Source organism: Mesorhizobium sp. C089B (genome assembly GCF_030323125.1).
Lineage (GTDB): Bacteria > Pseudomonadota > Alphaproteobacteria > Rhizobiales > Rhizobiaceae > Mesorhizobium.
Genome location: NZ_CP100469.1, coordinates 2,897,652 through 2,916,408, shown reverse-complemented (window position 1 = coordinate 2,916,408; position 18,757 = coordinate 2,897,652). Strand labels below are relative to the sequence as shown.

At 64.8% G+C, this 18,757-nt stretch carries 17 protein-coding genes; 7 read left to right on the top strand and 10 right to left on the bottom strand.

What is annotated here, in order from left to right:
- Positions 1–39: 39 nt before the first annotated feature.
- The 3 genes from carB to NLY44_RS14435 form a co-directional block, all read right to left on the bottom strand.
- Positions 40–3,543, bottom strand: coding sequence for a carbamoyl-phosphate synthase large subunit (carB, locus tag NLY44_RS14445; protein WP_023805966.1), 3,504 nt, complete (start codon positions 3,541–3,543; stop codon positions 40–42).
- Between the two features lie 234 nt (positions 3,544–3,777).
- Positions 3,778–4,860 carry an SH3 domain-containing protein gene (locus NLY44_RS14440; RefSeq protein WP_245263848.1) on the bottom strand — a complete coding sequence of 361 codons (1,083 nt, stop codon included), beginning with the start codon at positions 4,858–4,860 and terminating at the stop codon, positions 3,778–3,780.
- 206 nt (positions 4,861–5,066) lie between these two features.
- Entirely contained in the window at positions 5,067–5,843 is a 777-nt protein-coding gene (locus tag NLY44_RS14435) for a metallophosphoesterase family protein (protein WP_023805964.1), read from the bottom strand.
- 179 nt (positions 5,844–6,022) lie between these two features.
- Here NLY44_RS14435 and NLY44_RS14430 point away from each other — a divergent pair, with 179 nt between their 5' ends.
- The gene (locus NLY44_RS14430) at positions 6,023–6,493 is read left to right on the top strand and encodes a nucleoside deaminase (protein ID WP_023805963.1); all 471 of its coding nucleotides are present in this window, start codon (positions 6,023–6,025) and stop codon (positions 6,491–6,493) included.
- 20 nt (positions 6,494–6,513) lie between these two features.
- Here the strand turns inward: NLY44_RS14430 and NLY44_RS14425 are convergent, their stop codons facing one another.
- Positions 6,514–6,870, bottom strand: a complete 357-nt coding sequence (locus NLY44_RS14425) for an ArsR/SmtB family transcription factor (protein WP_023689740.1) — start codon at positions 6,868–6,870, stop codon at positions 6,514–6,516.
- A gap of 200 nt (positions 6,871–7,070) precedes the next feature.
- Here NLY44_RS14425 and NLY44_RS14420 point away from each other — a divergent pair, with 200 nt between their 5' ends.
- Complete coding sequence (locus NLY44_RS14420) at positions 7,071–8,249, top strand: MFS transporter (protein ID WP_023683782.1); 1,179 nt, start codon at positions 7,071–7,073, stop codon at positions 8,247–8,249.
- A gap of 29 nt (positions 8,250–8,278) precedes the next feature.
- Here NLY44_RS14420 and NLY44_RS14415 read toward each other — a convergent pair whose 3' ends face one another.
- Positions 8,279–8,743: a MarR family winged helix-turn-helix transcriptional regulator gene (locus NLY44_RS14415; RefSeq protein WP_023672426.1), complete on the bottom strand. Its 465-nt coding sequence runs from the start codon at positions 8,741–8,743 to the stop codon at positions 8,279–8,281.
- Positions 8,744–8,924: 181 nt separating this feature from the next.
- Here NLY44_RS14415 and NLY44_RS14410 point away from each other — a divergent pair, with 181 nt between their 5' ends.
- On the top strand, positions 8,925–9,719 hold the full coding sequence (locus NLY44_RS14410) for an SDR family NAD(P)-dependent oxidoreductase (protein ID WP_023741112.1): 795 nt from the start codon (positions 8,925–8,927) through the stop codon (positions 9,717–9,719).
- Positions 9,720–9,879: 160 nt separating this feature from the next.
- Here the strand turns inward: NLY44_RS14410 and NLY44_RS14405 are convergent, their stop codons facing one another.
- Positions 9,880–10,476, bottom strand: coding sequence for a LysE family translocator (locus NLY44_RS14405; RefSeq protein ID WP_023805962.1), 597 nt, complete (start codon positions 10,474–10,476; stop codon positions 9,880–9,882).
- Between the two features lie 90 nt (positions 10,477–10,566).
- On the opposite strand from NLY44_RS14405, the gene NLY44_RS14400 reads away from it, so the two are divergent.
- Positions 10,567–11,445 carry a LysR family transcriptional regulator gene (locus tag NLY44_RS14400; protein ID WP_373420136.1) on the top strand — a complete coding sequence of 293 codons (879 nt, stop codon included), beginning with the start codon at positions 10,567–10,569 and terminating at the stop codon, positions 11,443–11,445.
- A gap of 61 nt (positions 11,446–11,506) precedes the next feature.
- Here NLY44_RS14400 and NLY44_RS14395 read toward each other — a convergent pair whose 3' ends face one another.
- The 3 genes from NLY44_RS14395 to NLY44_RS14385 all read right to left on the bottom strand — a co-directional run bounded on the left by NLY44_RS14395 (position 11,507) and on the right by NLY44_RS14385 (position 14,544).
- Complete coding sequence (locus NLY44_RS14395; protein WP_023727458.1) at positions 11,507–12,157, bottom strand: dihydrofolate reductase family protein; 651 nt, start codon at positions 12,155–12,157, stop codon at positions 11,507–11,509.
- A gap of 117 nt (positions 12,158–12,274) precedes the next feature.
- Entirely contained in the window at positions 12,275–13,132 is an 858-nt protein-coding gene (locus NLY44_RS14390) for a protein-L-isoaspartate O-methyltransferase family protein (protein WP_023805961.1), read from the bottom strand.
- 53 nt (positions 13,133–13,185) lie between these two features.
- Positions 13,186–14,544: an Nramp family divalent metal transporter gene (locus NLY44_RS14385; protein WP_023672432.1), complete on the bottom strand. Its 1,359-nt coding sequence runs from the start codon at positions 14,542–14,544 to the stop codon at positions 13,186–13,188.
- A gap of 257 nt (positions 14,545–14,801) precedes the next feature.
- On the opposite strand from NLY44_RS14385, the gene mntR reads away from it, so the two are divergent.
- A complete protein-coding gene (gene mntR / locus NLY44_RS14380; RefSeq protein ID WP_023672433.1) occupies positions 14,802–15,257 on the top strand; it encodes a manganese-binding transcriptional regulator MntR in 456 nt (151 codons plus the stop codon).
- A 91-nt stretch (positions 15,258–15,348) separates the two neighbouring features.
- Positions 15,349–15,537 carry a hypothetical protein gene (locus NLY44_RS14375; RefSeq protein ID WP_023672434.1) on the top strand — a complete coding sequence of 63 codons (189 nt, stop codon included), beginning with the start codon at positions 15,349–15,351 and terminating at the stop codon, positions 15,535–15,537.
- A gap of 28 nt (positions 15,538–15,565) precedes the next feature.
- On the opposite strand, the gene NLY44_RS14370 is transcribed toward NLY44_RS14375, so the two are convergent.
- Positions 15,566–17,632 (bottom strand): hypothetical protein, encoded by a 2,067-nt coding sequence (locus tag NLY44_RS14370; protein ID WP_031356125.1) that lies wholly within the window; start codon positions 17,630–17,632, stop codon positions 15,566–15,568.
- A gap of 186 nt (positions 17,633–17,818) precedes the next feature.
- On the opposite strand from NLY44_RS14370, the gene ypfJ reads away from it, so the two are divergent.
- On the top strand, positions 17,819–18,754 hold the full coding sequence (ypfJ, locus tag NLY44_RS14365) for a KPN_02809 family neutral zinc metallopeptidase (RefSeq protein ID WP_023672436.1): 936 nt from the start codon (positions 17,819–17,821) through the stop codon (positions 18,752–18,754).
- Positions 18,755–18,757: the final 3 nt, after the last annotated feature.

Below are 18,757 nucleotides of genomic sequence, written 5' to 3'. Positions count from 1 at the left end.
TCCCTTCTCCCAGTTGAACGGGAGAAGGGAGCTAATCGCCTACGCAAAATACTCCTGCAGCGGCCTGACTTCCAGGCTCCCCGCCTTCAACGCCGCAATCGCCTCCGCCACCGCCGCGGCGCCCGACAGCGTCGTATAATACGGCACCTTCTGCATCAGCGTGGCGCGGCGCAGCGACTTGGAGTCCGACACCGCCTTCTGGCCGTCCGTCGTGTTGAAGACGATCTGGACCTGGCGGTTGCGGATGGCGTCTTCGATGTGGGGGCGGCCCTCCAGCACCTTGTTGATCTTCTGGGCGTCGACGCCGTTTTCGGCGAGGAAGCGGGCCGTGCCGGATGTCGCGAGCACCTTGAAGCCCTGGCCGGCGAGGCGCTTGACCGCCGGCAGGATGCCGGCCTTGTCCTCGTCGCGCACCGAGACGAACAGCGTGCCGGAGCGGGGGAGATCAACGCCGGCGCCGAGCTGGCTCTTGGCGAAGGCGAGCGCGAAGTCGCGGTCGAGGCCCATGACCTCGCCGGTCGAGCGCATTTCCGGGCCAAGCAGGATGTCGACGCCGGGGAAGCGGGCGAAGGGGAAGACGGCTTCCTTGACCGCGATGTGGCCGGGGTTCCTGGGGTCGGGCATGGCGCCGTAATGGGCGAAGGCGTCTTCCAGTTTTTCGCCGGCCATGACGCGGGCGGCGATCTTGGCGATCGGACGGCCGATGGTCTTGGCAACGAAGGGCACGGTGCGTGACGCCCGCGGGTTGACCTCCAGCACATAGACCGTGCCGTCCTTGATCGCATACTGCACGTTCATCAGGCCGCCGACATTGAGCGCGCGGGCAAGCGCCGCCGTCTGGCGCTCCAGCTCGTCGACCAGCTCGGAAGGCAGCGAGTGAACAGGGAGCGAGCAGGCACTGTCGCCGGAGTGGATGCCGGCCTCTTCGATGTGTTCGAGAATGCCTGAGACAAAGGTCGACGTGCCGTCGCAGAGGCAATCGACATCGACCTCGATGGCGCCGGAGAGATAGGTGTCGAACAGAAGCGGGTTCTTGCCCAGCAGCGTGTTGATCTGGCCGGTCTTGTCGTTGGGGTATTTCTGCTTGATGTCCTCCGGCACCAGGCCGGGCACGGTGTCGAGCAGGTAACTCTGCAGCATGCCTTCATCATGGATGATCTGCATGGCGCGACCACCCAGCACATAGGAGGGGCGCACCACAAGCGGGAAGCCGAGCTCGCCGGCGACCAGGCGCGCCTGCTCGACCGAATAGGCGATGCCGTTCTTCGGCTGGCTGAGGTTGAGCTTGTGCAAGAGCTTCTGGAAACGGTCGCGGTCTTCGGCGAGATCGATCATGTCGGGGGAGGTGCCGAGGATCGGGATGCCGGCCTTCTCCAGCGCATCGGCCAGCTTCAGCGGCGTCTGGCCGCCGAACTGGACGATGACGCCGACGAGTTCGCCCGAGGCCTGTTCGGCGCGCAGGATCTCCAGCACGTCCTCGGCGGTCAGCGGCTCGAAATAGAGCCGGTCGGAGGTGTCGTAGTCGGTCGACACCGTTTCGGGATTGCAGTTGATCATGATCGCTTCATAGCCGGCGTCGCGCAGCGCGAAGGCGGCATGGCAGCAACAATAGTCGAACTCGATGCCCTGGCCGATGCGGTTCGGACCGCCGCCGAGGATGACGACTTTTTTTCGCGATGACACCTGCGCCTCGTTGGCGAGCGCGCCGGCGAACGGGACTTCATAGGTCGAGTACATGTAGGCGGTCGGCGAGGCGAACTCGGCAGCGCAGGTGTCGATGCGCTTATAAACCGGATGAACGTCGAGCTTTTCACGAATCTTCGCAATCACTTCGGCGTCGGTCTTCGTCAGCGAGGCGAGGCGAGCATCGGAGAAGCCCATCGCCTTCAGCATGCGCAGATTGACGGCGTCCTGCGGGATGCCGTGCTCGCGGATGCGGGCTTCCATGGAAACGATGCCGGCGATCTGTTCGAGGAACCACGGGTCGATCTTGCACATGGCGTGCACGTCTTCGAGCGAGGTGCCCATGCGGATCGCCTGTGCCACCATGCGCAGCCGGTCGGGCGTCGGCGTGCCCAATGCGGCGCGAATGGCGTTGCGGTCGTCGGCGTGGTTGGCAGCCACGGCGCCGTGGCCGAGGCCGGGGATCTCGATCTCGTCTAGGCCGGTGAGGCCGGTTTCCAGTCCACGCAAAGCCTTCTGCAGGGACTCCTGGAAGGTGCGGCCGATGGCCATGACTTCGCCGACCGACTTCATGGCGGTGGTAAGCACCGGCTCGGCGCCGGGAAATTTCTCGAAGGCAAAGCGCGGGATTTTTGTGACGACGTAATCGATGCTTGGCTCGAAGGAGGCGGGCGTGGCGCCGCCGGTGATGTCGTTCTCCAGCTCGTCCAGCGTGTAGCCGACGGCGAGCTTGGCCGCGATCTTGGCGATCGGGAAGCCGGTCGCCTTCGAAGCCAAAGCGGAACTGCGCGAGACGCGCGGGTTCATCTCGATGACGACCAGCCGACCATCGGCCGGGTTGACGGCGAACTGCACGTTGGAGCCGCCGGTCTCGACGCCGATCTCGCGCAGCACCGCGATCGAGGCGTTGCGCATCATCTGGTATTCCTTGTCGGTCAAGGTCAGCGCGGGGGCAACGGTGATCGAGTCACCGGTGTGTACGCCCATCGGGTCGATGTTCTCGATCGAGCAGACGATGATGCAATTGTCCGCCTTGTCGCGGACGACCTCCATCTCATATTCCTTCCAGCCGAGCACGCTCTCCTCGATCAGCACTTCGGTGGTCGGCGAGGCGTCGAGGCCGGACTGGACAATGTCGTAGAATTCGGCGCGGTTGTAGGCGATGCCGCCGCCGGTGCCGCCCATGGTGAAGGACGGGCGGATGATGGCGGGCAGGCCGACATGGTCGAGCGCCTGGGCGGCGATCGCCATGCCATGGCTGATGTAGCGCTGCTTGCGGTCGCCTTCGCCGAGGTTCCAGCGGGTTTCCAGCGCGTCGAGCGCGGCATCGAGGTCGGCGGGCGCCTCGGCCTTTACGGCGGCGCGCTCGGCCTCGTGCGTCTTGCGGTCGGCATTCTTGACGTCGGTGGCATTGGCCAGCATCGACTTCGGCGTTTCGAGGCCGATCTTCTTCATCGCCTCGCGAAACAGCGCCCGGTCCTCGGCCTTGTCGATTGCCGTGGCGTCGGCGCCGATCATCTCGACATTGTAGCGCTCGAGCACGCCCATGCGGCGCAGCGACAGAGCGGTGTTGAGCGCGGTCTGGCCGCCCATGGTCGGCAGCAGCGCGTCGGGCCGCTCCTTGGCGATGATCTTGGCGACGACTTCAGGCGTGATCGGCTCGATATAGGTGGCGTCGGCCAGTTCCGGGTCGGTCATTATGGTGGCCGGGTTGGAATTGACCAGGATGACGCGAAAGCCCTCTTCCTTCAGCGCCTTGCAGGCCTGTGTGCCGGAATAATCGAACTCACAGGCCTGGCCGATGACGATGGGGCCGGCCCCGATGATCAGGATCGACTTGATGTCGGTGCGTCTTGGCATCGTTGTGAGTTCCGTTCGGCGAGCGGCTTGCACGAAAAACCGGGACGGGAAGACCCGGCCGGTTGTGCTTGCGATTCTGGTATCAGGCTAGGAGGGCCTTATAGGGAAGAGTTTTGGGAGATGTAACCCCGAAAATGAGGCCAGGCAGTAGGGATTAGGCAGTAGGGATCAGGCAGTGGGATTGGGCAGGAGCGAGGTTAAGGCGTCTACTGCCTATTCCCTACTGCCCAACACCTAATCCCCCAGCGCGAGCTGATCCGTAATCTCAAACCGCTCGGCAGCGCCGATGCGGATCATGTTGAGGCTGCCTTCCCTTGTGAAGCGGAACTCGCTGGGCGAATCCGAGTTGGCCGGCATGCCGGCAGAGAAGGAGATGACGCGCGTGCCGCCATCGGGCCAGGTCACGGTGATGTCTGCCTTGTCGGCGCCATTGTGGACGATGTTGACGGCGCAGCGGGTCATCGGCTGGCCGACATAACGAGCGCAGGGGATCTCGGCGGTGGCGCCGAGGGCGGGCGGGGGTTCCAGCCGTGCAACGGTTTGCGTAGCGGTCGCAGCTTTGGCCTGGTCTGGCCGTGGCGTCGGGGATGGTACCCCCGGCGCGGACGCTGTATCCGGCGCTGCTCCCGCAGACGCGGCGGCGGCGAGTTCCGGCGTCCCTGTGGCCTCCGTTGCCGGAGCCTCTGTGGCGGGGATTTCGTCCATCGGCGGGCTTTCATTCGCTGCGAAGGCAAGGCCGTAAGCATCCTGCATGGCGGTCCTGCCGATCTCGGCGGCGGACTTCGGCGCGCCTGGATCCGTACCGCCAAGGCGCTCCGTCAGGTCGAGTGGAGCCGGCGCGGGTGCAGCCGGGGTGGGTGGAGCCTGAGTGGGTGCAGCCGGAGCGGCAGAGGCGGCGGGTGCAGTTGTCGGGGGCGCTGCGGCCACGTCGGCCGGCTGCGTCGGCATGTCGGGCGCGAGCGCCGGGCCGCCGGCTTCAGCGCTGGCGGTCACCTGGGGCGGCGCGGCGTCAACTTCGACCACGGTCGGGTTGTCGGGGATAAGATAGCGCGCGGGCGCCCAGCCTTTGACCAGTGGATTGTCGATCTCCTCGACCTTGCACCAGCGGTGGCCGTCCACCTCGCTGCAGCCGAAATTCTTGACGCTCGACCCGATCGGCAGGCGCGCCTGGGTTCTGCCCACAGGCGACGGCGTGGCGCGGATGTTGAGGAGATCGCCTGGGCCGAGCTCGGTCACGATGGAAACGATGTCGGCAGGCGCGTCCTCGGCATTCGCCGGCATGCTCACCAGCAACAGGCCCATGAGCAACAGCCCCATGAGCAACGGGGCCCGCAGGAGCGGAGCGCCAGTTAGTCGATGCAAAATGGTTCGGATTGTGCGCCTCATCATGCGCCGATTACCTCGCGGCAGCAGTCCTACCGTATGCCAAGGCGGTTTTATAAGGGACGATACGCGGCCATGTAAGTCTGAAAATGCGTCCGATGTTTGGTGCCGCGAGGCCGAGGCAGGGCGCAGCCATGCGGTCAAGCGGAGCCTTGCCAAGAGGGTTTGGGCATGAAGCCGGTCCTCAGCGCATGCGCCCATTCCGGTCGGCCCGCCTGTGCGGCCTGTCTCGCCGCCGCTTCGTGGTCGTAGTCGACGGCGATGGTCTCAAAACGGTCGGGTTCTTCGCCATCCAAGGTGAGGATGCCGTAGCGCGCATGCGGGCTGCCTTGCTCCGAAACATGCGCCGGGGGCGTGTCATCTTCATAGGCGGGGGCGCCGACGCTGCCGGGATTGAAGAGGAAGGGGCCGCCGGGGATACGGACCAGTTCCGCGCGGTGGCTGTGGCCGCACAGCACGACGCGGCAGGCCGGGTCCAGCGCCTGCAACCGCCGCTGAATAGCGGCAAGCGGCGCGCGCACCAGTTGGCCATCGACGATCGCGTCGAGCAGGTATTTCTCGTCATGGTCGGGCCGCGCATGGAAAGCGACCACGCCGGGAACAATCTCCAGCGTGAAGGGCAGGGCGAGCAGGGCTTCGCGCTGCGTCTCCGTCAGCCGCTCCTGGGCGTACCGGTCAGAAGCCCACATCGTATCGTCTGCGGGATCGACGGCGACGCGGCGGTCATGGTTGCCGCGCACCGTCGGTAGGTCGAGCGCTTCGAGCCGCTCAAACGTCTCGCGCGGCCAGAGCGGGCCGGAGACGCAATCGCCAAGGTTGACGGTGAGATCGGCGCCGCCGCGCCGCGCCAGATCGGCGAGCACGGCATCCAGCGCCAGCACATTGCCATGGATATCGGCGAGAACGGCAATGCGCATGCGAGGGCTCCCTTGGTGCAGCCCGTTAAGGCTTGCGGCCCGTCTTCGTTATCAAGCCCCTGCCTTCATTATCAAGCCCTTCTGCCCGTTGGAGACAGACGGGAGCCCCGCCTATCGCGGAAGCACTCCATCTGCTAGCGTCCACGCCGTTCCGAAGTTCATCCGGGGGAGGACAGGCGATGACTCCCGACCAGATGGTTGCTCACCTTCGCGCCGCCAATGATGTCGCGCGCGAGACTGCCGCGCATGGGCACCATCCTTTCGGCTGCGTGCTCGTCGGCCCCGACGATCGCATCCTGATGCGGCAAGGAAACATCAACACCGTGCGCCACGCCGAAACGGAGCTCTCCCGGCGTGCCGCGGACGCCTATCCGCCGGAATTCCTCTGGTCCTGCACGCTGGTCACAACCGGCGAGCCCTGTGCGATGTGCACGGGAACGCTGTACTGGGCCAATATCGGCCGGCTGGTCTACGGCTTCGAGGAGACCAAGCTTCTCGCGCTGACCGGCAACCACGCCGAGAACCCGACGATGAACCTCTCGTCGCGCACAGTCCTCGGCTCCGGGCAGAAACCGGTCGAGGTCCACGGACCCTTCCCCGAGATGGACGAGGAGCTCCTCGCCCCGCATATCGGTTTTTGGCAGCGCTAGGACCTTGACCTCTGAACCGGTTAGCCCGGCATTTCGATGTCGTGGCCACCGACGATGGGCAGTGCCGGATCATCTCCGGCCGCCGCAATCACGCTATCGAGCAGGCCGGGGAAGCGGGCGTCGAGGTCGGCGCGGCGCAGCGTGATCATCCGGTTGGTGCCGGCCACCTCGGCGCGGGTGACGCCGGCCTCGCGCAGTTTGGCCAGGTGATAGCTGAGATTGGTCTTGGAGCCGAGGTCGAGGAACCGGCTGCAGTTCAGCGGCACGCCTTCCTTGCTGGCGAGATAGCGCACGATGGCGAGCCGGGTCGGGTCGCCAAGCACGCCGAGCACAACCGGCAGGCTGATCTGGTCTGTATTGGGGTGCGGCAAAGTCATGGCCCGAAACTAAGCACAGTCGGTGGCGATTTCAACGCGTCGATCTTTCGCGGGCATGCACAGTCCGTTTTCGCGATTGGCCCAATGGCTGTCCTGACACAGGGCTGTCAGCAGGCTTCAGCTATTTTCACCTGGCTTCATTGACATCATGTCCTGTTATGTCCAATTGTTCAATAAGTTTTGAACTAAGGACACGCCCTATGGACAAGCGCCTCTTCTGGCTTGCGCTCGGATCGTTCACGATCTCGACCGAAGGCTTCGTCATCTCCAGCCTGCTGCCTGATATCGCCACCGACGCCCGCATTTCCATTCCGCTCGCCGGCACGCTGATCACCGCCTTCGCGCTGGCTTACGCCATCGGCACGCCGATCCTGGCAACGCTGACCGGCGAATGGGACCGGCGCCGCGTCATCTTGTGGACGCTGGCGTTCTTCGTCATCGGCAATGTGGTGGCGGCGCTGAGCTCGTCCTTCGAACTGCTGCTCATTGCCCGCATCATCATGGCGCTGTCGTCAGGCTTGTTTGCCGCGACCGCTCAAGGCACGGCGGTGGCGCTGGTCGATGACCACCACCGGGCGCGGGCCATTGCCGTCGTCGTCGGCGGAACCACGGTGGCGGTTGCGCTCGGTGCACCGCTCGGCGCGCTGGTTGCCACGATAGCCGGCTGGCGCGGGACCTTCTTTGCCATTGCCGGGCTCGGCGCGCTGGTCGGCGCCATCCTGTGGTACCGGCTGCCGCGCGGCATTGTCGGTACCAAGCTGCCGCTCAGGCGGCGGCTGGCTGCGGCGCTGCGCCCCGGGGTCATGCCGATCCTGTTGACCACCGCTCTTGCCCTGATCGGCGCCTTCTCGGTGTTTTCCTATATCGCACCGCTGGCCATCCAGAGCGGCGGCCTCAGCCCGATTGCGCTGCCCGGCATGCTGCTCGCCTTCGGTGTCGGCGCCGTCATCGGCAACATAGCCGGCGGCCAGGCGGCCGACCGTTTTGGTGCGACGCGCACCGTCGGCTGGTCGCTGGCGCTGAGCGCCGTCATGCTGGTGATGCTCTCGGTCATCCCGACCTTCCTGCCGCAGCATCTCGCCGGGCCGGCATTGATGGCCATGATGGTGCCGTGGGGCATGGTTGGCTGGGCATTTCCGCCGGCGCAGGCCAGCCGCATCATCAAGCTGGCGCCCGACGCCGCCCCGATCGTGCTGTCGCTCAACGCTTCGGCGCTCTATCTTGGCGTGGCGCTGGGTGCTGTGGTCGGCGGCGCCGTGCTGCGCTACGGCGTGCCGGCCGATCTCGGCCTGGTCGCCGCCATCTTCCCGCTGATCGGGCTTGGCGTGGTGCTGGCCGGCCGCTGGGCGGCCCGGCCGGTCGCCATGCCGGCGGAATAGACCTTTGCAAATCACTGGCGGCCGCTCTTTCAGCTTGAAGGGGCGGCCGCGGGCACGTCGTAGTCCAGCGCCGCGACTTCATCCAGCATAGCGCGCAGATCTGCCGCTCGTTGCGGGCCGACCAGCGCCTCGAAGCGCTGCTGGGCAATGGTCCACAATTTCGTCGTCTCCTCGAGCTTGGCCAGGCCTTGGTCGGTCAGCCGCACCCGCTTGACGCGGCGATCGTCCTTGTCGGCGAAGGTGTCGACATAGCCGTCGCGGATCAGCGGCTTCAGCGTGTGGCCGAGCGCCGAGAGATCCATGACCATCGCTTCGGCTATCGTGCCCATCGCCGGCTCGTTGCTGACATGGATCTGGTAGAGCAGGCCGTACTGCGTGCCCTTCAGACCCGAAGGCGAGATTACATCGTCATAGAAGCGGCCGAGCTTGCGCGCGGCCCGCCGCAGCGTGGCGTTGTTGCAAAGGCTAAATCCCGGCAGCGCGGTCTTGCTCATCACGACTCCTTGCCGACAAAACCGCTGCCGGCCTGCCGCAGAAATAGTTTCTGCCGCCTCCGTTGACAAGATAGTGGTATATGCCTACTTCCCTGAAAGTGGTATATGCCACTAATTGGAGATCAGGGCGGGACGAGGGTTCATCGACCTGTCTCGCCGGGCAGAAAAAAGGAACAGGACAATGAGTGGACAGGACAACAAGGGTACCGCAGTCGTCACCGGCGCATCGGCCGGCATAGGTGCTGTCTATGCCGACCGGCTGGCCGGGCAGGGCTACGATCTGGTGCTGGTAGCGCGGCGCGCCGACCGGCTGGAGGAACTGGCTGAAAAGCTGCGATATGCCTACAAGCGCAAGGTCAGCGTGATATCAGCCGATCTTGCCGACGACAATGATGTGCGCCGCGTCGAGCAGGCGATCGCAGCCGACGACAGCGTCACGCTGCTGGTCAACAATGCCGGCATTGGTGGCCAGGCCCTGGTGGCAACGGCCGACGCCGACGAGGCCGAGCGCATGATCAAGGTCAACGTCATCGCCTTGACCCGCCTGACCCGCGCCGTTCTGCCGGGGCTTCTTGCGCGCAACCGCGGCGCCATCGTCAACATCGCCTCTGTGCTCGCCTATGATACCTCGTTCGGCGGCATCTACAGCGGCACCAAGGCCTATGTCGTCAACTTCACCGAGGCGCTGCACCGCGAAGTCGCCGGCACCAATGTGAAGGTGCAGGCGGTGCTGCCGGGCGCGACCCGCACCGATTTTTGGGAGCTTGCCGGCGGCGACATCGACAATCTGCCGAAGGAGATCATCATGTCCGCCGACGATATGGTCGATGCCGCGCTTGTGGGCCTATCCAGGGGCGAAGCCGTCACCGTGCCGGCACTTGCCGATGCGACCAAGCTCGACACCTTCCTCGGCGCAAGGCAAGTCTTCTACGGCAGCCTGCACGCCGACAAGCCTGCTGCCCGCTATGCTGCTTGAGAGTAGCTGGTTCGCTTCGCGAACCAGGACCCCCACCCCGCTCACTTCGTTCGCGGCCCTCCCCACAAGGGGGAGGGTAAAGTGCGCGCTCCCCTACCTCCCCTTTGTGGGGAGGTCGGACCGCAGGTCCGGGTGGGGGTACTGGCGCCGACCTCTGCGTTTACGCTCCCCGCCACATCGGTATGATCGATGCAGCCAGCACCAGCGCCAGCACGATGTTGAGCGCGCGCCATTGCCATTCGGTCTCGAGCAGCCGTGCCAGCACCATGCCCGCCACGCACCAGATCGACAGCGAGACGGCTGCAGTGAGGCCGAAGGTCGAGCCGAGCAGCAGCGCGAGTTGTCCCGGCCCGTCGGCAAGGGCTGCGAACGAGGCCGCCGCCCCCAGTCCCATCGCCCAGCCCTTCGGGTTCATCCATTGAATGCCGGCGCCGCCGAAGAAGCTGTTGGGTTTTGCCATCGCCACATCGAGATTAGGCGGCCCGGCGCGGCCGATCTTGATTGCCAGCCAGATGAGATAGAGCGAGCCGATGATTTTCATCGCCAGTTGCAGCGAAGGCATAGCCAGCAGCAGACCGGCGAGCCCGGCGGCGGCAGCAGCGGTCACGGTGGCGAGGCCGGCAGCGCTGCCGATCAATAGGGGAACGGAACGGCGAAAGCCGAACTGCGCACCTGAAGCAGTCGACAGGGTGGTGGCGATTCCCGGCGTGACGGTGGCCACGAAGGCAAACAGGATGAGCGGAAAGATGGGCTGCAACGTGAGGCGTCCTCCATCGAAGGCCCTACGGTAGACTTCTGCATACTTCAGTAAATGCAATGTTTGCGATGGTTGGCATTAGCAGATATAATGCCAACCATGATCCGTAACCTCGACACAGCGCTGATCCGCACCTTCGTCACTGTCGCCGACAAGGCCAGCATGACGGCGGCGGCGAACGCGCTGCATCTGACGCAAGGCGCCGTCAGCCAGCAGATCAAAAGGCTGGAGGAGGCGCTGGGCTGCAGCCTGTTCGAGCGCGACCGGCGTGGCTTGCGGCTGACGCGGCCCGGCGAGCGGCTGTTCGGCAAGGGCAAACGGTTGCTTGGCCTCAATGACGAGATCTGGGCCGAGATGGCGGGCACCGAGGTCGCCGGCCAGGTGCGGCTCGGTGTTCCCTATGACCTTGTCGGCACTTTGCTGGCGCCGGTGCTGAAGGCCTATGCCGAGACCTATCCGCAGGTCGAGATTTCACTGCTCTGTGCGGCTTCGCCGGACCTTGCCGCGGCCCTCGCGGCCGGCACCATCGACCTTGCCGTCATCGAGGAACGGGTCGGCCCGTCGGCCGGTGAGTGCCTGGCCATTGACCGGCTGGTCTGGGTGGGGGCCAAGGGCGGCGTCGCCCGCGCCAAGCGGCCGCTGCCGGTGTCGATCGTCGCCGACACCTGCGCCTTCCGCCCGGTGGTGCTGTCGGCGCTGAACGAGCACGGGCTGGAATGGCGCACCGTGTTCGAGAACGGCAACATCGACGCCACGACCGCGACGGTGCGCTCCGACCTTGCCGTCACCGCCTGGCTGGCCTCCACCGTGCCTGCCGATCTTGACATCCTGGCTTTTGATGCCGGGCTGCCGCCGCTGCCGAATTTTTCCATCAATCTGCATTTGCCGAAGTACGGCACGGCGCCGGCAGCGCAGGAGTTCGCGCGGTATATCCGGGGTGGGTTGGCACGGCGGGCTGTGGCGGCTTGACAGAACTTGCATTTCCTCTCCCCGTCGATCGGGGGAGAGGAAGGTGCCAAGCCTGTCCCTGTTACTTCCAGTTCTTACGCCGCTCGAGCTCGGCCTCTGACGGCTTCTGCGTAGCGAACGACCCGACCTTGACCTCACCCCCGCGTTCGTAGGTCGCCATGATGACGCCTGTGGTAGTGGCCTGCGACTTGACCAGCTTGAAAGCGGCGGGCATCGCACCACCATCGAACAGCCGCTTGCCCTTGCCCAGCAGCAGCGGGAAGATCATCAACCGGATCTCGTCGATCAGCCCGTTGGCCAGCAAAGTCTGGATCAGCTCGCTCGAACCCTGGATGAGCAGGTCAGGCCCATCTTCCTTCTTGAGGCGGCGCAACGCCGCGACGATATCTTCTCCAAGCCATTGCGTATTTTCCCAGGTGAGCGAATCCGGCCGATGCGTCGCCACATATTTAGTCGCAGGGTTGAAGGCATCTCCGATGGCATCTTTCTGATACGGCCAGTAAGCGGCGAAGATGTCGTAGGTTCTGCGGCCGAGCAGCAGGGCGAAGGGTTTGGAGAACAATTCCTCCATGGCCACCCCCGCCACCTCGTCGAAGTAGTGGAACGTCCAGCCGCCGAATTCGAAGCCGCCAACCGGGTCTTCTTCCGGGCCGCCTGGCGCCTGCATGACGCCGTCGAGGCTGACGAAGGTGGAAGCGATGATCTTTCGCATTGGATTTTCCTTTTCCAGGATCCGCGCCGTCAGGGCCGGATTTCGATCTAAGGACGGACAGGCCGGCGGCCGCCCGACAGGCGTTGGCAAAAAAACGCTGCCGGCCGACAAGGGTACCTACCGCCGTCGCCCGCCGCCAAGCGCCTGCGACGAAAACCAGACGTCGCCGATGATGGCGGTGGCGGTCCGGTCCGGCGCCCTGTCTGACGTCAGCCAGATCGAACGGCTGCGCGCCGCCTTCTGGAGGTCGGGGATTTTGGCCGCCGAACCGGCCGCCGAGGCGCCGACGCAGGGGATGAACCACGAGCGCATGAAGGGGTCGCAGGCAAAGCCCTTGTCGTTGCGGGTTACCATCACGGCCAGGCCGACGCCCTGGGACGGACGCCAGGGAAAGATCATGCGGCCGCCCGCTTTCAGCGCCCGAAGCCAAGGAGCCGGCGGTGCGACGACACCGGCATTGACATAGATGATGTCGGACGGCGCCAGATCGCCGGTGACGGCATCGCCGTGGACGACGCTTACATTGCCGTAGGTCTCGAGATTCTTTGTCGCTCTGGCAGCAAGATCGGCCTCCATTTCGAAGGCGGTCACCGGGCCGGGCGCAACCAGCCGGGCCAGCAAGGCGGTGTAGTAGCCGGTGCCGGCGCCGATGTGGGTGACGGCCTCGTCCGGTCTGGGAGCGATCCTGCCTCTCCACATGGCGTGCAGGGAGGGTTCGCCATTGTTGATGCCCTTGTCGGCATCGAGCGCCACCAGCACGTCCTGATAGATGTGAACAGGATCGGCGCTCGGCGTCATGATCTTGCCGTTGCCGGTGGTGAGCGCCCTGCCGGCGACGACCGCCCAGGGTCCGGGACCGAGAAAGGCCTCGCGCGGCACGGTGGCAAACGCCTCTTCGAGGCGCGGGTCGGCCGAGCCGGCATTGGCCGCCATCAGTTGCGCGTAAAATTTCCTGGCGTCTTCGACACTTGTCATGATGGCGATCAAGATAGCGCAAGCGGCCGGTTTGTCGCGGTCGGGAATGAAACTCAGCCGACGCCGAAGACGGTGTCGTAGAGCAGCTTGAAGTTGAGCACCAGGATGACCGCCGCGACGACCCAGGCGAGGACCGCCACGCCGCGGGGAATGGCAAGGTTGCCCATCTTCTTCTTGTCGGAGACGAACTGCACCAGCGGGATGACTGCGAAGGGCAGCTGCATCGACAGTACCACCTGGCTGAAGACCAGCAACTGGCCGGTGCCCTTTTCGCCATAGAGCGCGGTGACGACCACCACCGGGACGATGGCGATGCCGCGCGTCAGCAGCCGGCGCGCCCATTGCGGAATGCGCAGGCGCAAAAAGCCTTCCATGACGATCTGGCCGGCAAGCGTTGCCGTAACCGTCGAGTTGAGGCCGGAGGCCAGCAGCGCCACCGCAAACAGGATGGAGGCGATGCCGAGGCCGAGCAGTGGCGACAAGAGCTCGAAGGCTTGGCCGATCTCGGCGACATCCTGATGGCCGGTGCCATGGAAGGCCACCGCCGAGACGATCAGGATCGAGGCGTTGACGAACAGCGCCAGGACGAGCGCGATGGTCGAGTCCGTCGTCGCCCATTTAATGGCGTCGCGCTTGCCTTTTTCGGTCCGTTCATAGGCGCGTGTCTGTACGATCGAGGAGTGCAGGTAGAGATTGTGCGGCATCACCGTGGCGCCGATGATGCCGATGGCGATGTAGAGCATCGCCGGATTGGTGACGATCTCCGTCGACGGCACGAACATCGAATGCAGGATCGAGCCGACCGGAGGGGCAGCGGCAAAGATCTGGATGGCGAAACAGCCGAAGATGATGATCAAAAGCGCGATGACGAAGGCTTCGAGATAGCGGAAACCCTTGTTCATCAAGAGCAGCACGATGAAGGCGTCGAGCGCCGTCAGCAACGCGCCGCCGATCAGCGGAATGCCGAACAGAAGCTGCAGCGCGATCGCCGTGCCGATCACCTCGGCGAGGTCGCAGGCGATGATGGCGAGTTCGCAGGCGATCCACAGCACGAAACTGACGGGACGCGGATAATAGGCGCGGCAGGCCTGGGCGAGGTCGCGGCCGGTGGCGATGCCAAGCCGGGCGGCAAGCGCCTGCAGCAGGATCGCCATCAGGTTGGACAGCATGATGATGAACAATAGCGTGTAGCCGAACTGGGCGCCGCCGGCGAGGTCGGTGGCCCAGTTGCCCGGATCCATATAGCCGACCGAGACCATGTAGCCCGGTCCCATGAAGGCGAACAGGCGACGGAACCAGACGCCGGACTGCGGCACCGCGATCGTGGAGTTCACCTCGCGCAGGCTGGGAGGATTGTCCTCCGGCCTGTCAAATCGCCAGGATGATCCCAAGGTAGCGTCAGCTTCGGACATGGAGGGCTTTCCACTGGGTGGATCGGTTGACGTCATCCTATCTATGCCAGGGCTCAACATTATGCAATAGGCTATATTTCATTGTATGTGCTTCCTGTTGCGCCGACCGGCAGGCCGGCCGGGGATCGCAAACGCCGGTTGCGCCTACCATGGAATGGAAATAAACGGCTGGAACAGTTAAGCCCGTGCTATGAATGGCAAAGGGCGATTGCTTTGCCCAAAGCCGATTCTTGTCAAAAGATAGGAAGGAGCGCGTGTTGGCGCTGAAGCACAGACCGGTTGGACGCGAGGAGCCGCTGCCTGACGCCGAGATTCATTCGAAAGGGTTCCGGCAGCAGCGCGAAGCGCGCCGCGGCGCGCTGGTCGAGGATTATGTCGAGCTGATCGCCGACCTGATCGAGGACGGCAATGAGGCGCGTCAGGTCGATATTGCTGCGCGGCTCGGTGTCGCCCAGCCGACGGTGGCCAAGATGCTGACCAGGCTGTGCGCCGACGGGCTCGTTTCCAGAAAACCCTATCGCGGTGTGTTCCTGACCGACGCCGGGCGCAAGGTGGCGGAAGAGAGCCGCATCCGCCACCAGACGGTAGAAGCGTTTTTGCGTTCGCTCGGTGTCAGCGCCGAGACGGCGCGCATCGATGCCGAGGGCATCGAGCATCATGTCAGCGCCGAGACGCTGGAAGCCTTTCGCAAGGCGATGATCGCGCCGCGCTGAGGGGTGCCGGGGCCGCACCACTGGAACCTCCGCACGTCAGGCTCGTTGCTCCTGACGTTGCGCGTGATTGTCGCGCGCCAAGGAGGAAAACATGGGCGTCGAACAGGCACCGACCGCGAAGGGCAAGCAGGCGGCCGAGGGTTTGAGGCAGGCAGCGGCAAAGGACGAACGCAAGACCGAGGTCGAAACCGGCCATGCGCTGAAAAAGGGCGCCGCGCGTTTCGAGGAACGCTCCAAAAGCTCGGACGGCAAAAGCGCCGGCACCAAGCAGAAGATCTGAGTTCTGTTCGCAAGCGGCAACCTGCCGCTCATTCCTCGGTGTCCTGCACCCAACTGCGCGGATGGCCGTCGACGCGGAACTGGAATATGAAATAGGGCGGAATGCAGGAGCCCTTGCCAGGCTTGGCTGCGGCCAGATCGTCGTAGCCGGCGGTGCAGATATAGTCCTCGCGGCAGGGATGCGCCTTGTCGCAGGCGCGCAGGCCGGCGGTCTTGGTGAATTCCTTGGTGCAGAATTTGTGGTCCTTGCCCGACGCGATGCAGTCGTTGAAACCGGTCTTGGCGAGGCGGCCGCAAGTCGCCTCGTCGGGAAGCTTGTCGCAGCTTGCCTTGCGCAGCATGCCCCCGGGAAAGCCACCGGTCTTCTGCTCGGGGTTGTCGTAGCGTTGGCGCGCCGCGCCATAGCCGGCGAGCTTGATTACCGGTTTCTTGTCGCGCGCCGGATCGATGGCGCAGGCTTTTGCGGTGGCCGGCGACAGGCGGCAATATTTGTCGCTGCCCCAGCTCGACATCTTAATCTCGCCGAACTCGACGGGGTCGCCGACTGCGGTGGCCGCCTCGCTGACGCAGGTGCCGAAGCCCGGATGGATGTCGCTTTCATGGACGCCGGCGCAGCGCAGGCTTTCGCCGCAGCTCCAGTCCTTGAAGCTGGCATCCTTGCCGCTGTAGCAGATCGAGCCCCAGCCATTGTAGAGATCGGTGCCTTTCAGCGCTTCGGCGAGTTTGGCGTCCGGACGGGCGGCGAAGCCGCGTGAGAAATCCGGATGGCCGCCGGCGGCGAAGTCCTCGACGATGGCGCGGCGGCGAGGCAGGTCGGCGAAGAACACCGCCGAGCCGGGGACGAAGACGGCGTTGCGGCGCGGCTCGCTGGCCGGATCGGCGCCGGTGTAATGGAAGCCGGCAATGCCGTGCGTCTGGTGGCAGCCGGTGCAGGTCATTTCGTTGAGACGCAGATTGAAGCCGGCCACCGATTTCACGCTGCGCAGCTCGTTGCCCTTGGCGACATAGTCCTGCAGTGCCTTGTCGATGTCGGCATCGTCGAGCAGCCCATAGGCGATATTGTTTTGCGACCTGGCCATGCCGCCGGGTGCGACCGAGACGGCGCTGGTCGCCAGGAACTTGTCGTCGATGACCAACCGGCCGCGATCGAGGTCGTAGAGGTTGCGGTCGGTGAGCAGCCATTTGGCGAAGGCCGGCCGGTCGGCCAGAACCACTTTCCGGTCGATCTGGTTCTCCATCTTCGATTCCTGGAAGGTGGACGTCGTTGGGTCCCATTTGAAAATCTTGAGGAGATATTCGGCGTGGCCACCGAAGTCGCGGCGGCTCGAGGCCGACAGCCGGAGAACCTGCATGTTCAGCTCAAGCCGCATGATCTGCGACGAATTCAGCATGGCGTTGGAGAGCGGCCCTTCGTCGGAGCGCAGCCAGGCTGCCAGTTGCTCGGGCGCAAGGTTCTTCTGGCCGGCGGCGAGCCAGCGCTTGGCGATTTCGGCACAGGAAACGGCGGCGGCGCTTGGACGGTCTCTCGAAGCGCGGGGGCGAGCCTCGCCGGGCCTGGCGTTGAAGACCAGACCCATGGTCAGCGGCAGCCGCGACGAGATGCGTTGCGCTGTCTTTCCCTTCGTGGGCTTCTCCGCCACCGAATAGTGGAAGCGGTAGATCAGCCTGATCTCGCCGCATTCGGTGTGGCCGAGATAGCCGCGGTCCATGCGGTTGACGACGCCGGTCAGGTCGAGCGTCGAGCCGTCATCGTCGATGTATTTCGGGTTGAATTTCTGGCTGGTGTCCTTCGACTTGGCCATGGCCGCGACGTAAGGATCGGGGCTATTGGCAGGCTCGTCGGCGATCTCCTGCTTGACGGCGTTGCGCACAGGGGTCAGCGCGCGCACCGAAAACAGGCCCCGATTGTCGACCTCGCGCGTGAGACCCAGCGCCGGGCCGAGCAGGCGGCTGATCGAGAGGCCGCCACGCTCAAGCGCCTGCAATGTCTCGGGATCGGTTACGGCGACGCTGGAATCGAGCGTCACGGCGCGCGCCGGCGACGGGCCGAGGCATAGCACCACCGCCAGCAGCAGAAATCGACCGATTGTCCGCAAGTCCCCGACACCCCCGTTCGAACCGGATGCTACAGCGCGCATGCCGCCTCGACCAGAGTGCGAACACGATGCCGCTGCCACGAAAAATACTGTGACTTGGCGCAACCATTGCGATAATTGTCTGTTGGGTCGGACTGGGCCACGACATCGGCCACGCCAGCCGAAATTTGCATACGGGGAGTTGCCATGCTCTGGAAGGGCCGCCGTCAGAGTGACAATGTCGAGGACGAGCGCAGCGACAGCGGCGGCGGTGGTGGTTTCGGCGGCGGCAGCCCTGGCCAGTTCCGCATCCCGATCGGCGGCCGCACCGGCGGCGGCGGCAGCATATTGCTGGTCGTCCTCGTGGTGCTGGCCGGATGGTATTTCGGCTTCGACCCGTCGCAGATCCTGGGCAGCGGCGACGGCGGCGGCGTGCTGCCGGGTGGCGGTGGCCAGATTACCGACAACAGCGGCGGCCAGGACGACGGCGCCGGCACGCCTGCTTCCGACGAGATGAAGCAGTTCGTGGCGACCGTGCTGGCCGAGACCGAAGAGACCTGGACCGGCATCTTCCAGTCGCAGGGCCTGAAATACGAGGACCCGAAGCTTGTGCTGTTCAGCGGCCAGATCCGCTCGGCCTGCGGCTCCGCCTCGACGGCAGCCGGACCGTTCTATTGTCCCGGCGACCACAAGGTCTACCTCGACACCACCTTCTTCCAGCAGCTCGACCAGCAGTTCGGCGCCTCGGGGGATTTCGCCCAGGCATATGTGATCGCCCATGAAGTCGGTCACCATGTGCAGAACCTCACCGGCATCCTGCCCAAGTTCAACCAGATGCGGCAGTCGATGGGTGAGGCGGAAGCCAACCAGATGTCGGTGCGCATCGAGCTGCAGGCCGACTGCTTCGCCGGCGTTTGGGCGCATTTCACCGCGCAGAAGGGCATTCTGGAACAGGGCGACATCGAAGAGGCGCTCAACGCCGCCAAGCAGATCGGCGACGATACGCTGCAGAAGAAGATGCAGGGCTATGTCGTTCCGGAAAGCTTCAACCACGGGACGTCGCAGCAAAGGCAGACCTGGCTGGCGCGCGGCTACAAGAGCGGCAAGCTGTCGGATTGCAACACGCTGACCGGTCCGGTTTGAGGC